The organism is Mycoplasma yeatsii GM274B (assembly GCF_000875755.1).
Lineage (GTDB): Bacteria > Bacillota_I > Bacilli_A > Mycoplasmatales > Mycoplasmataceae > Mycoplasma > Mycoplasma yeatsii.
Window position 1 is genome coordinate 326,627 of the sequence record NZ_CP007520.1, and the last position, 14,750, is coordinate 341,376.

The following is a 14,750-nucleotide window of genomic DNA, read 5'->3' on the forward strand; positions in this document are numbered from 1 at the left end:
CTCCTAATTAAGTATTAGCATTTAATTCTATTAATCTGTTAATTTCTTCATTATCTTTAAAATCAAATTCAATTTGTAACATAACTCTACATATAATGATAAATAAAGTTTGTATTTGAATACTAATATTTAAACTTTGTTGTTTAGTTGAATAAAATTTATCTAAGTTATTTTTAAGTTTATCTAAAAGAATAAAAATATGTGATTTATCTAATAGATCAAAAAACTCATTACTTCTATTCATAGTTCCACGTGTTTTATAAAAAACATAACTTAAATTTACAAAATCTTTACTAAAATTATAATCGGTTTGAAATTTATTAATTGGTTTTAAATTATATTTTAAATTTAAGTGTAAAACATTAAATATCATTTTATTAAAGTTTGAATATAAATGATTAAACATAGTTATTTGTTGGTGATATTCTTTATCTCAAATATCAAAATAATCACTTTTAGCATCATACAAATTATTTTCTAAACTTTGTTTTATATAAAATAATAAATTAGCTTTAATTTGAGTAAAAATATTTAAATTACAAAAAGCGTCTTTTGCCAATAAAATTGATAATAAACTTTTTAATAAATAGATAAATTGATATATTTTATTAATATCTAATTTGTTTTGTTCATCAGAAAAAGTGATATCTAATTGATGGTTTTGATTTTTTAAATCTTTATTCAAATAATAAGTTATTTGATCGTTTTCTAATAAAAATTTATCAATTAGATTAATTGTGTAATTTGTTATATCTTCTAATTGATGATCACTTACAACTACTTGTTTTCCTATTTGAATTAATTTATTTAATTTAATAATGTTTAAATCTAAATCTTGATTAGTCATATTTACTCTCCATTAACAATCAACAACAATCATAAAAGTGTTTTGATATCATCTAAATCTTCTGATTTTTTCATCTATTTGAGTTTCATAAAACTCAGTTAATAAATTATAGTTAATTGAATCTTTTAATTTTTGATTATTTAAAACTATATTAATTGAATTTTGTAATTCTACAACTTTTTTATCTATTCAATTTATTAATTTATTACAATGATCAAGTTCATTATTTGTAATAGCATTTTTTAAATATAATTGTTCAATATTTTCTTTATACATTTGAGTTTCTTCTAAATAATAATTAAGTTCTCTAAACATTGTAAAATCCATTGCTTGATAAAAACTAGTTTTGAATTGTTCATTTATATTGGTATGTAAAATACTAAATAAATCTGATTGATCAACACTGATTCTATTATTTAAACTAGCTGTTGCTTTAATAATTTGAATTAAAAAATCAATTTCATCATTTGTTAAATTTAACTGATGATTATTGTTTCAATAATTAATAAAATCTTTAGCTATTTTAAAATTAATATTTTCAGTTTCTATATTTAATAAATTTTGATGTTTTAATAATTTCATATTATTCTCTTACCAATCTAGTATTCATTTTATATTCAGTATTTTTTCTTGTAATAGTTAATAGCTTAACTTTAAATCCATCTAAATCATTATATTCAGCAATTATTTTAGGACCTATTCAAATTACAATTACTAAATAGATTCCCATAAAAACAAATAATAATGAACAGTTAACATAATAAGCATTATTTATAAGTGATAAAAATGATTGAAGATTATTTAATATTTTTTCTTGAGTGATATCTGCTTTAAAAATACTTTCATAATCTTTAAAAAGTTGAAATAATCCTACGTTATAAGTTTTTAAAATATTAACAATAATATAAGGAATTAAAAATCCTATTGCTTCTAAACTTGTATAAATTCCTATAATAGGAGATCTTTTTACACGATAGTTTCACATTAAAGCAATTCCAAATCAAATATAAAAAGTTACAAATAACATTAATCCAAATAAGAAAGTTAAAGAAAGAATTAAATAAATATTATGAACAAAAGTAATTAAAACTACTCCTATCATTAAAAATGCAGTTAACAATGAAATTGATTTAATAATACCTATTTTTATAATTATGAACTTGTAGAAAATATAAGCTAAAACAATCTGACCTAAAAGAAAGAATAAATTATAAGTTTTTAAAAAGATTAATGAATTAGCATTATCTTTATATTCTAGTTTGGTGACTGCAACAATATACATTTCAAATAAAGGTGTTTTAATTAAAGCACTAATAATACCGATTAAAAATGAAATTATCATTAATCAAATAATAACTTTTTTATTTACTTTTTGAACTGATTCTAATATTTCATCATCGTGTTTTTGAACATTTTGTCTTCTTTCTTTTAACATTAATGAAATAGCAAAAGATAAAATTATACAAATTAAACCAATTATAAATAATGAAGTTGTTCCATAAGCATTAAAAGTATTTGTTTTAGCTATGATTAATGAATAAATTTCAGTTCCAATAAATGAAGCAAAAGTAATTACCATACCACATTTTATTGAAGTAATTATTGGAAATAATCTTTCATGATATTGTTCATTACAAAATAAAAAGTAAATTGTTTTAGATGATATTGCAACTCCTACTAAAATAGAAAGAATAATAACATTAAAAGGATTTGGAGTTGAGATTAAAAAACCTGTTAAAGTAGCAAAAAAACAAGCTGCATTAGAAATTCATATTCAAATTCTTCTTTGTCTTAATCAAAAAGTTCATCTAACTGCAACTGGATTAAGTAATGCAGCAAATAAAATATAACTTCCAATAAAAGCAAATAATACTAAAACTGAAGTAGGTAAAGCTGAAGCTGAATTATTTAACGCATTAAAAGCATCTGAATTTATTTTTATTAAAAAAGTAATAGCAACTCAAAATAAACCCATTTCAATAAAAAACAATCTCTTTTTTCTAGATGTTTTATTTTTATGAGATATTAATTGTGCTAAAACTAAACCTATAATGATAATTATTGGATTAACGATGTATAAATCTCATCTTAAGTTAGTCATGATTCTCACCAAATTCTACTTACTATATATTATTATAAATAATTTTATTTATCATTTTTAGCATTACTAATTAAAAATGAGTCTAGTTAATACTAAACTCATTTTTTATTAAGCTTGTCCTAGACCTTTTTCTTTTCATTCAGCTAAAATTTCATCTTTTTGCCCTTTAGCTAAACGATCTTTGTATTCTTCGTATCTTTCTTGACATTCTTTTACTTCTTCTAAAGCTTCTTCTAAACTTCCTCAACCATTGATTTTTACAGTTTTGTTTTGTAAAGCTTTGTATTGTAAGAAGAAGTTTTCGATTTCATCACGATAATGTTTAGGAACATCGTTTAATGTTTGATATTCTTTAAATCTTGGATCATCATTAAATACACCAAATAATTTAGTATCAATTTCTCCAGCATCAATCATTTTAATTGATCCTAAAATTCTAACACTTACTTCAACACCTGGTAATGTTGGATAAGTACATAAACTAATAACATCTAATGGATCTCCATCTCAATCTAAAGTGTTTTCGATCATTCCATATTCACCTGGATAGAAGTTAGCTCCATATAATACTCTGTCTAATTTAATTCTTCCAGTTTTTTCATCAACTTCATATTTATTTGATGAACCTTTAGGAATTTCAACAACCATATCAATAACGTTATTTTTTGACATATAATATTCTCCTTGTTTAATTCTATTTATAATTTTATATTAAATTATATCTTAAGCATTATCTATTTTTATTTATTTGAAATATTTATAATTTTTATAAAAAAAGAAAAAACGTGTATAATTATTTTATAATTTTTATAAATAATATAGAGAAGGGATAATTATGGCTCAGAAAAAATCAGAAAACCAACAAATAGATGAGTTAGTTAATAAAGCTGAAGCTGTATTAGATGATCATTTCTATCACGAGCAACACGAAAATCAAGATAAAGATCACTATCACGGAATTCATCACTTTGATGAGTATGGAAATCATGATGATGTAACTTCAGCTGATTTTGAACTAAAAAGTGTATTTAGACTTACTAAAAAGAATTTAATTTTTAAAATAGTATTAACAGGAGTATTTTTAGCTTTAACTGCAGCAGTTAGTGGTTTAGATATTTTAGCTGAATCTATTCATATACCAGTTAATGGAGATCAAGTTTGAATTGAAACAAGATTTTTAGATATTACAGTTGTAATGATTTCAATTGCTGTTTTAGGACCGTTATTTTCTTCAGTAATAGGTTTTATTGCTCCAATTATGCATAATGCAATTCACGGAGGAGAACACGGTTGAATACAACCTCCAATTCAATCAATTGAATATGTAATTATAGTTTGATTAGTATTTATAATTTTTAATTTAATTTTTAGAAATTCACCAATTCACCGTGATGAAAATATTAAACTAGCAAACTTTAAACGTTGAACTCCTATTCCAATTATGATTGTTATTTTTGCAACAATAGTTACTTTAGGATTTGTTTTAGCATTATACATTCAAGCTAAAGTTTTGGCAATTAATCCAAACTCAGGATGACTACCACCCGCTGGACATAATCACGATCATAAACATGCTCAAATTTTAAGCTCAACAACTCAATTTATTTTAGGACATGCTGGTCATGATCATGATGATGAAAATAAATTAAATTATGATAAATTAAACTTATATACTTCTCTAGCTGTATTTGGGTGAAACTGTTTAAGATATACTATTTCAATGTCATTATTTGCAGTTATTGAATGAAGAATGAGACCAATTAATCATAGATATAGATAGAAAAATGCCACTGGCATTTTTCATTTTTTTTATGTCTATTTCTAAGCAAAATAATAGAATAGTTAAAAAACGATTTATTAATCATTACGAAATATTGTAAAAAAAATTTACTAAATATTGTAAAGTTTTTTTCTTAAAAATTGTAAAAAAATTTCCTTAAATATTGTAAAATTTTTATAAATAGGAATATTTTTGTTTAAAAGAGGTTTAATATGAACAATAAATTATTTGAGAACTATAAATCAAGAATCATCGAAAAAGTAATAGACAAATATCTTAATGTAGCTGGTGCAATTTGTATCGAAGGACCTAAATGATGTGGTAAAACTTCAACCTCATATTATTTATCAAAAAGCGCTTTTTTTGTAGGAGATCCTTCTGATAATTTTTCTAATAGACAACTTGCTTTAGTTAATCCGAAAATTATTTTAAATGGACAATATCCAAGACTTATTGATGAATGACAAGAAGTTCCTTCAATTTGAGATGCAGTTAGATGAGAAGTTGATTGAAAAAATAAAAATGGATTGTTTATTTTAACTGGCTCATCAACTCCAAAGTATAAAGGAGTATTACACTCTGGAGCTGGACGAATTGTAAAAGTTAGAATGGAAACAATGTCTTTATATGAATCACAAGAATCATTAGGAATAGTTTCATTAAAGGATTTATGTGATCAAAAAGTAAATGAACAGTTAGTTGAACCTTTAACTTTTGAACAATTAGCTTATTTAATAGTTAGAGGTGGATGACCCAAAAATATTGAAACACCAGTTTCTGATTGTCATTTATTACCTAACTCATATATTGAAACTATTTTAAATGAATCAATTAAAGAAATAGACAATTCAAGATATGATCCATTAAAAATCAAATTAATTTTAAAATCTCTCGCAAGAAATGAAGCAACACTTGTATCAGAAGAAACTATTATAAAAGACATTTCAGCAAATGACAGTGAAACAATTTCTCGCCCAACAATTAATAAATATATTGATGTTTTAAATAGAATGTTTATTTTTAATAATCAAGAACCTTATGCAACTAATTTAAGATCATCAAAAAGAGTGATGATTTCAGAAAAGAAACGTTTTTGCGATCCTTCTCTAGCTTGTGCTTTATTAAATGTTACAGTTGAAAAATTGGTAAATGATATTAGACTATTTGGTCTTTTATTTGAATCATTAGTTATAAGAGATTTAAGAGTTTATGCTCAAGCGCTACAAGCTAAAGTGTTTCACTACAGAGATTATGATAATAATGAAATTGATGCTGTGATTGAACTTGATAATGGAAATTGATGTGCAATTGAAATTAAACTATCATCAGCTCAAATTGAACAAGCTGCAAAATCATTAAATAAAGCAGTTAAAAAGATCGAAGAAAATAACAATAAACCTCCAATTTTAAAATGTATTATAGTAGGTATTGGAAATGCTGTTTATAAAAGAGAAGATGGAATTGTAATAGTACCAATTAACGCTTTAAAAGATTAAACATTAAGAGTGATTATCACTCTTTTTATTTAGTGTTTTTATGGTATTTTATCTTGAGTATTAAATATTTTTAATGTAGTTAAAAAAGTTATATAGTTAAGTGTGATTTTTGTTTAAAATATATTTGTATATATTTATAAACAAGGGAGAATTATGGATAAAAAAATAATATGAGTTGCAACAAATAATAAAAATAAAGCAAGAGAATATCAAGCAATTTTAAAAGATTGAACTGTTAAAACTTTATTAGATTTACCAGAATATAATGACATTGAAGAAAACGGAACTACATTTGAAGAAAATGCATTAATAAAAGCAAAAGATTTAGCTAAATATATTAATGGAATTGCAATTGGTGATGATTCTGGAATATGTGTTAATATATTAGATAATTTTCCTGGAATTTATTCAAAAAGATGAGCTTATCCTGTAACTGAATATAGTCAAATTTGTCATATGTTATTAGATAAATTAAAAGATTATAAAACTCAAGATCAAAGAAAAGCAAAAATGATAACTACAATCGGTTTTTATGATGCAGTTAATGATAAACAAGTTGTATTTAAAGGAATTGTTGATGGTTATATTTCAGATGATGTAAGAATTACAGAATTTGGATTTGGATATGATTATGTATTTGTTCCTAAAAATAGCAACAAAACTTATTCACAAATGACAAGTGAAGAAAAGAATCAAAACTCAGCAAGAAGACAAGCTATTAATCAATTTAGTGATTTTATAAATAAGTATTAAGGAGAAATTATGACAGATAAAAGAAAGTTAAACATTGTTTTATACGAACCAGAAATTGCTCAAAATGTTGGAGCAATTATGAGAACTTGTGTTGCTATTAACGCTAAATTACATATAATCGAACCTTTAGGATTTATTTTTGATGAAAGACATTTATCACGTCCTAGTGCAAACGAGTTTAAATTTGTTGATTGTACTAGATATGATGACTGACAAGATTTTAAAACTAAAAATCCTGGTATTAAACTATATTGTTTATCTAGATATGGTCAAAAACCAATTTCAGATTTTGATTTTACAAAAGTTAATGATGATGTATTTTTAATGTTTGGTAGAGAATCAACTGGAATTTCAAAACAAATTATTAAAGATAATTTTGATACTACTTTTAGAATTCCTATGGTTGCTGAAGCTAGAAGTATTAATATAGCAAATACTGTTGGTATTGCAAGTTATGAAGTTTTAAGACAATGAGATTATTTAGATTTAGTTAAGCATGAAGTTCAAAAAGGAAAAGACTATATTATGTCTGATGCATGAAAGGGAATTGAAGATTAATGGAAAAAAATTATTTTTACGTTTTAAGTGATTTAGATGGAACTATTTCTGATAAAAATTTAAATATCTCTAAAGCTACAATTAAATCAATTAAAAAATATCAAAAGAAAACAAATAATAAGTTCAGTTTTTGTACTGGTCGATTAGATGTATGTAATAAAAAAATAGCAAAACAATTAAAAGTAAAATTACCAATTATTGCTTGTAATGGTGCTTTAATTACTAATTTAAAAACTAATGAAGTTTTATTTGCCGAGTATTTAGATAGCTCATTAACAGCAGATATTATTAAATTGTGTCATGAAAATCAAATTGATGTTGCTTGTTATGCTCCTGGTATGATGTTAGGAACTGATCAATCTAAAAGAATTAAAGTTTGAGAAAAATATATGTTAAACATTAGAAAAAAATATCGTTGAACAATTAAAAAATTCGATACATTATTAGAACTATCAGAAAAAATTAGATCTGAAGAAATTAAAGTTGTGCAATTGTTAGTTAATGTGTCTGGAGTTGAAGGTGATCAAGTTCAAGATAAAATTAAATTATTTGATAAATATTTAGATAAATTTGATTTAGTTCAATCACTTCCAACAATGTTTAACATTATGAAAAAAGGTGTTAACAAACTAACTGGTTTACAAAAATGATCAGAATTAAATAATATAGATTATAAAAAAGTAATTACTTTTGGTGATAATCATAATGATATTGAAATGGTTAGTGGTGTCGATAGAGGTTATGCAACAGCTAATGGTGTTGATAAATTAAAACAAGTAGCTTATAAAGTTTGTGATACAGTTGAAAACAACGGTGTAGGAAAAGAGCTTGAAAATATATTAAATAGCTAAGAAAGGAAATAAAAAATGAATAATGACATGATTTTAGATCCGGTTCAAGAATTTGAAAGTTATTTACATAAAAACGAAGAAATCATTGAAAAATATTTTCAAGAATTTACAGAACAATCAGAAATTAATATTGAAAAAAATCGTAGCCAAGTTAAAAAGATTAACGAAGCTAAACACAAATTAGATAGATCAAATAAAGTTTTAAAAAGAGTAAAAATATGATCAATAATTAACATAATAGTTATAGTGGTTTCTACTTTAATATTTGCATTTTTCATTTGAGCTTTAACTAGTTCACAAGAAATGAAAAACAATGAAAAACCAACTGCAATAATTTGTACGGTTATATCAAGTATAATTGCAACAGCATTTCTATTAATACAAGTTTTATGAACTAGAAAAAAGAGAAAAGAAATTGATAGCATTGTTTCTAATGCTAATAAAACATTTAAAAAAGAATTAAAAAAAGGTTATGATCAAACACGAAATCTTATAAGTTTAATTAGTCATGGTACTAAAGAAAAAATCTTTTCAGAAACTATGCCTTTAATTAAATTTAATAGATTTTTAGGACAAAAAGCATTAGATAACTTTAAAAAGAAATACAAACCTATTAATTATTATTATGATAAAGAATTATCGTGTACAGCTTTAAAATCAGGATCAGTTTACAATAATCCGTTTATTTTATCTAGTAGTTCTAAATTTGTAATAGAACCTAAAGAATATTTTGGAACTCTAACAATTTCTTGACAAGAAACTCAAGGTGATAAAACAGTTACTAAAACTCAAACTTTAGTTGCTAGTGTTGTAAAACCTCTTCCTGTAAGACATGATTCATCTTATTTAACATTTGGTATTGAACTTGCACCTAACTTAAACTTCACAAGAACTGGTGCTGGATTAAATCAATGTAGTCAAAAACAAAAAGAAAAATATGCTAAAAAGATTGAAAAAAGTCTATATAAATATGCTGAGAAAAACCTTAACTTCTCTCCATTAACAAATACAAAATTTGAAGCTTATTTTGGAGCATTTGATAGAAATGATGATAGAGAATTCCGTTTATTATTCACCCCACTTGCTCAAGAAAATCTTGTTCGTTTAATTGAAGATAATAAAGCTAGTTTTGGAGATAATTTTGATATGATAAAACAAAACAAGAGTCTTTCAATAACTTCAAATGAATTAATAGAATTTGAAATGAATGATATTTATCCAAGCATTGAATCATATAGTTATGATGAAATTAAAGAACATTTTATTCAAACTAATAAATGATATTTCTTAAACATGTATTCAATTTTTGCTCCATATTTTGCTATACCAACTTTAAATAGCATTGATAGTGAAAATAAAAAAGAATCAGTAAAAACAGTATTAAGTAAACCTGAAATTGAAGCACAATTATCAATGTTACCTAGCTCTTTATTTGAACATAAACAAGTTAAAACAACTTCATTACTATATGTTCAATCATTTGATGAAAAAACTAAAATCGCACAAGTTGTATCAAAAGGATATGACATAGTTCAAAGAGTCGATTTTGTTCCAGTATGAGGAAGAGATGGTAATTTACATAGCGTTCCAGTTCCTTGAGATGAATATGTTGAATACAACAATTTAAATCATGTAAAAATAACTCCATTCAAAGAATTTAGTATCGATCAAGATTGATATGAAAATGTTGGTTCAAAATTAAATGAACGTCAAACTATAACTGATCTAGCAATTGTTGAATTTGTAGATTAAAGTATAATATTTATAAAAGGATATTAAAAAGGAGATAAACAAATGGCAAATCAATTAGATGAAATTAATGGTCCTGTTTTTGAAGGTGGACGTGAAATTAATGTTATTAATAAACAACTTCCTATCACAATTGGAGTTGGATCAAAAATATTTGAAATTTTATTATGAATATTAATTATTCCTGGTTTAATTTTCCAATATAGAAAAGTTAAAGCTAGAAATTATTTAGCACAATTAGAACAAAAAATTCAAGCAAACGCTTCACAAGTTGATAACTATTTAGAACAAAGAGTTCAAGTTATGAAAAACTTAGCAAGTTTATTATCTAAATCAATCGATCTAGATAAAGACATTATGAAATCAGTTGCTGCTTATAGAAGCGGAATTGATTTATCTAAACAATCAAGAACTGAAGTTTTACAAGATGTAGATCGTACTATTAGAGGATTACAACTTCAATTTGAAAATTATCCTGAACTACAATCTCACAAATCAGTTAGAGAAGCTATGCAACAAAATATATATTTACAAAAAGAAATTACTGCAACTCGCGACATATATAATGATTCAATTAATCAATGAAATAGAGCAATTAATGAATGACCTGCAAAACAAATGGTTGCTGCTAAATTAGGATATACAACAAAAATTCCTTTTGCTACAACAAGCGAAATTAAACAACAAGCAAAACAAGATTTCTTTGTTTAATTAAGTTGAACTTAAAAGTTCAACTTTTTTATTTTTCACCCAAACACAAGTTTTTTAAAAATTAGCACTCTCATTGTTGAATTGCTAAAAATAGTGATACAATAATTGTAGTTGAATAATTTGTATTTAAAAAAGGGGTGTAGTTTTATGGAATTTCAAGAAAAAGGAACTGTAACTGATGCTTTAAAAAAATATACTAGAGATTTAACTAAAAATGCTAAGGATGGAAAATTAGATCCCGTTATTGGGCGAGAAGAAGAAATATCAAGACTTATTCAAATTCTTTCTCGTAAAACAAAAAATAATCCAGTTTTAATCGGTGAACCAGGAGTTGGTAAAACTGCTGTTGTTGAAGGATTGGCTCAACGTATTGTAAAACAAGATGTACCTGATCTATTAAAAAATAAAAGAATTTTAGAATTAGATATGGGAAGTTTAATGGCCGGAGCAATGTATATGGGTGATTATGAATCACGTGTTAAAGCCATTGTTAAAGAAATTGAAAAATCTAATGGTGAAATTATTTTATTTATAGATGAATTACATTTAATCGTTGGAGCCGGAAGAACTGGATCTGGTGGTGGAATGGATGTTTCTAACTTATTAAAACCAGCACTAGCTAGAGGTGAATTAAGAGCGATTGGAGCAACTACTTTAAATGAATATAGAGAATACATTGAAAAAGATGCTGCTTTAGAAAGAAGATTTCAAAGAGTTTTAGTAAATGAACCAACTATTGATGAAACAATTTCTATATTACGTGGACTAAAAGAAAGATTTGAAACATATCATGGAGTTAGAATTCACGATAATGCACTAGTAGCTGCTACTAAATTATCAAGTAGATATGTAACTGATAGATTCTTACCAGATAAAGCAATTGATTTAGTTGATGAAGCTTCTGCTTCAATTAAAACCGAACTAGCAAGTGTTCCAATTGAACTAGATCAAGTTAATAGAAAAGTTATGCAACTTGAAATTGAAAAATCTGCGTTAGAAAAAGAAAAAGATGATAAATCAAAAGAAAGATTAGCTGAAGCAGTTAAAGAACTTGAATCTCTTAAAAAACAACAAACCTCTTTAAATGAAAAATGATTAAAAGAAAAAGAATATCTAAATAAAATTAATTCTTTAAAATCAACTATTGAAAGTTTAAAACAAGAACTAGAAAGAGTTCAAAGTGATGGAAATTATCAACGTGCAGGAGAAATTCAATACTCACTACTACCATCACTTGAAAAACAATTATCAAGTTATGAAAACGATTCATCTGACAGAATAATATCTGAAGAAGTAAGTGAAAAAGATATTGCTCAAGTTGTTGCAAAATCAACAGGTATTCCAGTTGATAGATTGATTTCATCAGAAAAAGAAAAATTATTAAATTTAGATAAATTATTAAAAGTTAGAGTTAAAGGTCAAGATGAAGCTATTAAAGCTGTAACTAATGCAATTATAAGAAGCAGAAGTGGAATCAAAGATCCTGAAAAACCAATTGGAAGCTTTCTATTTTTAGGACCAACTGGAGTAGGAAAAACAGAAGTTGCAAGAAGTCTTGCTGAAATTCTATTCAACTCACCTAAAAAAATGATTAGACTTGATATGAGTGAATATATGGAAAAACATTCAGTTGCTAAATTAATCGGTGCTCCTCCTGGTTATGTTGGTTATGAAGAAGGTGGAAGATTAACTGAACAAGTTAGAAGAAATCCTTATTCAATAATTCTATTTGATGAAATTGAAAAAGCTCATCCTGATGTATTTAACATATTACTTCAAATTTTAGATGATGGAAGATTGACTGATTCACTAGGAAAAACTATTGATTTTAAAAACACAATTATTGTAATGACTTCAAATATCGGTAGCGAACAAATACTAGCTGCAACAAATTTAGAACCAGCAACATTTACAACAATTCAAGATGAATTAAACAAAAACTTTAAACCTGAATTTTTAAACAGAATTGATAATATAATATTTTTCAATGCATTATCAGAAAATACAATTAGTGAAATTGTAGACAAAGTTTTAAATGAATTATCAGAAAGATTAATAAAAGATCAAAGCTATTACATTAATTTTTCAGAAGCTGCTAAAGATAAGATTATAAGAGAAGGTTATGACAGACAATTTGGTGCACGTCCTATTAAAAGATATATAGAAAAAAATGTTGAAACTTTATTAGCTCATGCAATCATCAGTCAGACAATCCAAGAAAATATAAGATATACAATTGATGTTAAAGAAAATGAATTTGTTTTAGAAAAACAACAAATAAATTAGTTAGGATCAGTTATGTTAAAAGAAAGACAAATAAAAATATTAGAAGCGATTGTCAAAGAATTCATTAAAACTAATCAACCCGTTGGATCAAAAAGAATCTTAGAATTATTAGATATCAAAGTTTCATCAGCAACAATTAGAAGTGAATCAGTTGTTTTAGAAGAATTAGGATATTTAGAAAAACAACACACTTCAAGTGGAAGAACCCCTTCTACTAAAGGTTATAGATTTTATGTAGATAATATTATGAAATTTAATAACAATGAAGATAAGGATTTAAAAAAATATCTTCAACAAATATTTGAACTTCGTAATTATAATGTAGATAAAACTATAAATTATGCCAGCGAAATAATTAGTGAAATTACTAAAATGACTGCAGTTGTTGTTAAAAAAACTAATTTTAAAGATATTAAACTTAAAAAAATAGATCTAATTATTATTTCAGATCAAATTGCTAATGTTGTATTTATATTTTCTGATGGATCAGTTCAAAATAAAGTATTTAATTTAAATGATATTAGTTTAGAAGATCTTCAAATTGCTATTAAATTATTTTCAGATTCTTTATTAGAAGTTAGTTTAGATCAATTAAATGAACATATTGATAAATTAAAAGAACAACTTGCATTAAGTATTAAACAATATGATTATGTTTTAAATACATTTATAAGTACAATTTTAGATTCTAAAACAGATCAAAAAGAAATTCATGGAATGAGATACATGTTAGAAAATCCTGAATTTAGTGATACTGAAAAACTAAAAAAAGCTGTAAAATTAATGGAAGAGATTACTCCATTTCAATGATTTGATATAGCATATGAATCAAATAAAAGTTTAAATAAAATTTCAACAAAAATAGGTAATGAAATTAATGAAAATATTGATGATATTGCTATGGTAGGAACTGAGTTAAAAGTAGGAGAAAATTCTACTGTACTAACTTTGATAGGACCAAAAAGAATTGATTATTCTCAAGTTAACAGGTTGATGAATTTAATCATTGAGATTTTAGAAGGAAAGGATTTGGATTATGGCAAAACATAAATCTAAAAATGATGAAATATTAAAAATATTAGATTCTCTAACTAAAGAACAAGCTGATAAAGTTAATGAATACATCAAAAGTATTAAATCTAAAAATGATGAATTAGTTGAAGAAAATAAAAAACTAAAAGAAGAAATAGATTATACAAAACAACTAAATGTTGCTGATATTGCAAATCTAACTAAAAAATATAATCAAAAAGAATTAGAAATTAAAAAATATGGTGCATCAAAATTAGCTAAAGATATGATTCAACCAATTGAATTATTAAAAAAAGTTATTAATTCACCAATTAATAATGATGCTGTTAAACCGTATGTTATGGGATTTGAAATGATTTCAAATCAATTAGTTCAATCACTTGAATCAAATAATATTAAACCAATGAATACTCAAGTTGGAGAAATGTTTGATTCAACAAAACAAGAAGCAACTGAAGTAGTAGAAAATACTGAATTTGAATCAAATAGAATTGTTGCTGTTTTAAGTGAAGGATATATGATTCATGATAGAGTGTTAAGTTACGCACTTGTTAAAGTAGCTAAATAATAAATTAAAACATTAAAG

The 14,750-nt window shown here is 24.6% G+C and carries 14 protein-coding genes; 10 read left to right on the forward strand and 4 right to left on the reverse strand.

What is annotated here, in order from left to right; translation table 4 throughout:
* Positions 1-7: 7 nt before the first annotated feature.
* The 4 genes from MYE_RS01410 to MYE_RS01425 all read right to left on the reverse strand — a co-directional run bounded on the left by MYE_RS01410 (position 8) and on the right by MYE_RS01425 (position 3,620).
* The gene (locus MYE_RS01410; RefSeq protein WP_042733231.1) at positions 8-847 is read right to left on the reverse strand and encodes a hypothetical protein; all 840 of its coding nucleotides are present in this window, start codon (positions 845-847) and stop codon (positions 8-10) included.
* A 12-nt stretch (positions 848-859) separates the two neighbouring features.
* Positions 860-1,429, reverse strand: coding sequence for a hypothetical protein (locus MYE_RS01415; RefSeq protein WP_042733232.1), 570 nt, complete (start codon positions 1,427-1,429; stop codon positions 860-862).
* A gap of 1 nt (position 1,430) precedes the next feature.
* The gene (locus MYE_RS01420) at positions 1,431-2,948 is read right to left on the reverse strand and encodes an MFS cation transporter (RefSeq protein ID WP_042733233.1); all 1,518 of its coding nucleotides are present in this window, start codon (positions 2,946-2,948) and stop codon (positions 1,431-1,433) included.
* Between the two features lie 108 nt (positions 2,949-3,056).
* Positions 3,057-3,620: an inorganic diphosphatase gene (locus MYE_RS01425; protein ID WP_004427103.1), complete on the reverse strand. Its 564-nt coding sequence runs from the start codon at positions 3,618-3,620 to the stop codon at positions 3,057-3,059.
* Positions 3,621-3,783: 163 nt separating this feature from the next.
* Here MYE_RS01425 and MYE_RS01430 point away from each other — a divergent pair, with 163 nt between their 5' ends.
* From MYE_RS01430 to MYE_RS01475, 10 genes are all read left to right on the forward strand, one after another.
* Entirely contained in the window at positions 3,784-4,728 is a 945-nt protein-coding gene (locus MYE_RS01430) for an ECF transporter S component (protein ID WP_042733234.1), read from the forward strand.
* A 212-nt stretch (positions 4,729-4,940) separates the two neighbouring features.
* Positions 4,941-6,224, forward strand: a complete 1,284-nt coding sequence (locus tag MYE_RS01435; RefSeq protein ID WP_042733235.1) for an ATP-binding protein — start codon at positions 4,941-4,943, stop codon at positions 6,222-6,224.
* Between the two features lie 153 nt (positions 6,225-6,377).
* Positions 6,378-6,977, forward strand: a complete 600-nt coding sequence (gene rdgB, locus MYE_RS01440) for an RdgB/HAM1 family non-canonical purine NTP pyrophosphatase (RefSeq protein WP_042733236.1) — start codon at positions 6,378-6,380, stop codon at positions 6,975-6,977.
* 9 nt (positions 6,978-6,986) lie between these two features.
* A complete protein-coding gene (locus MYE_RS01445) occupies positions 6,987-7,535 on the forward strand; it encodes a tRNA (cytidine(34)-2'-O)-methyltransferase (RefSeq protein WP_042733237.1) in 549 nt (182 codons plus the stop codon).
* Positions 7,535-8,386: a Cof-type HAD-IIB family hydrolase gene (locus tag MYE_RS01450; RefSeq protein WP_042733238.1), complete on the forward strand. Its 852-nt coding sequence runs from the start codon at positions 7,535-7,537 to the stop codon at positions 8,384-8,386. The genes MYE_RS01445 and MYE_RS01450 overlap by 1 nt, the downstream gene beginning before the upstream one ends.
* 15 nt (positions 8,387-8,401) lie before the next feature.
* Entirely contained in the window at positions 8,402-10,138 is a 1,737-nt protein-coding gene (locus MYE_RS01455) for an MAG1210 family protein (protein ID WP_042733239.1), read from the forward strand.
* Between the two features lie 42 nt (positions 10,139-10,180).
* The gene (locus MYE_RS01460) at positions 10,181-10,846 is read left to right on the forward strand and encodes a LemA family protein (RefSeq protein WP_042733240.1); all 666 of its coding nucleotides are present in this window, start codon (positions 10,181-10,183) and stop codon (positions 10,844-10,846) included.
* Between the two features lie 147 nt (positions 10,847-10,993).
* Complete coding sequence (locus MYE_RS01465; protein WP_052491394.1) at positions 10,994-13,132, forward strand: ATP-dependent Clp protease ATP-binding subunit; 2,139 nt, start codon at positions 10,994-10,996, stop codon at positions 13,130-13,132.
* A gap of 12 nt (positions 13,133-13,144) precedes the next feature.
* Positions 13,145-14,182, forward strand: a complete 1,038-nt coding sequence (gene hrcA, locus MYE_RS01470) for a heat-inducible transcriptional repressor HrcA (RefSeq protein ID WP_042733241.1) — start codon at positions 13,145-13,147, stop codon at positions 14,180-14,182.
* Positions 14,169-14,732 (forward strand): nucleotide exchange factor GrpE, encoded by a 564-nt coding sequence (locus MYE_RS01475; protein WP_004427080.1) that lies wholly within the window; start codon positions 14,169-14,171, stop codon positions 14,730-14,732. The genes hrcA and MYE_RS01475 overlap by 14 nt, the downstream gene beginning before the upstream one ends.
* Positions 14,733-14,750: the final 18 nt, after the last annotated feature.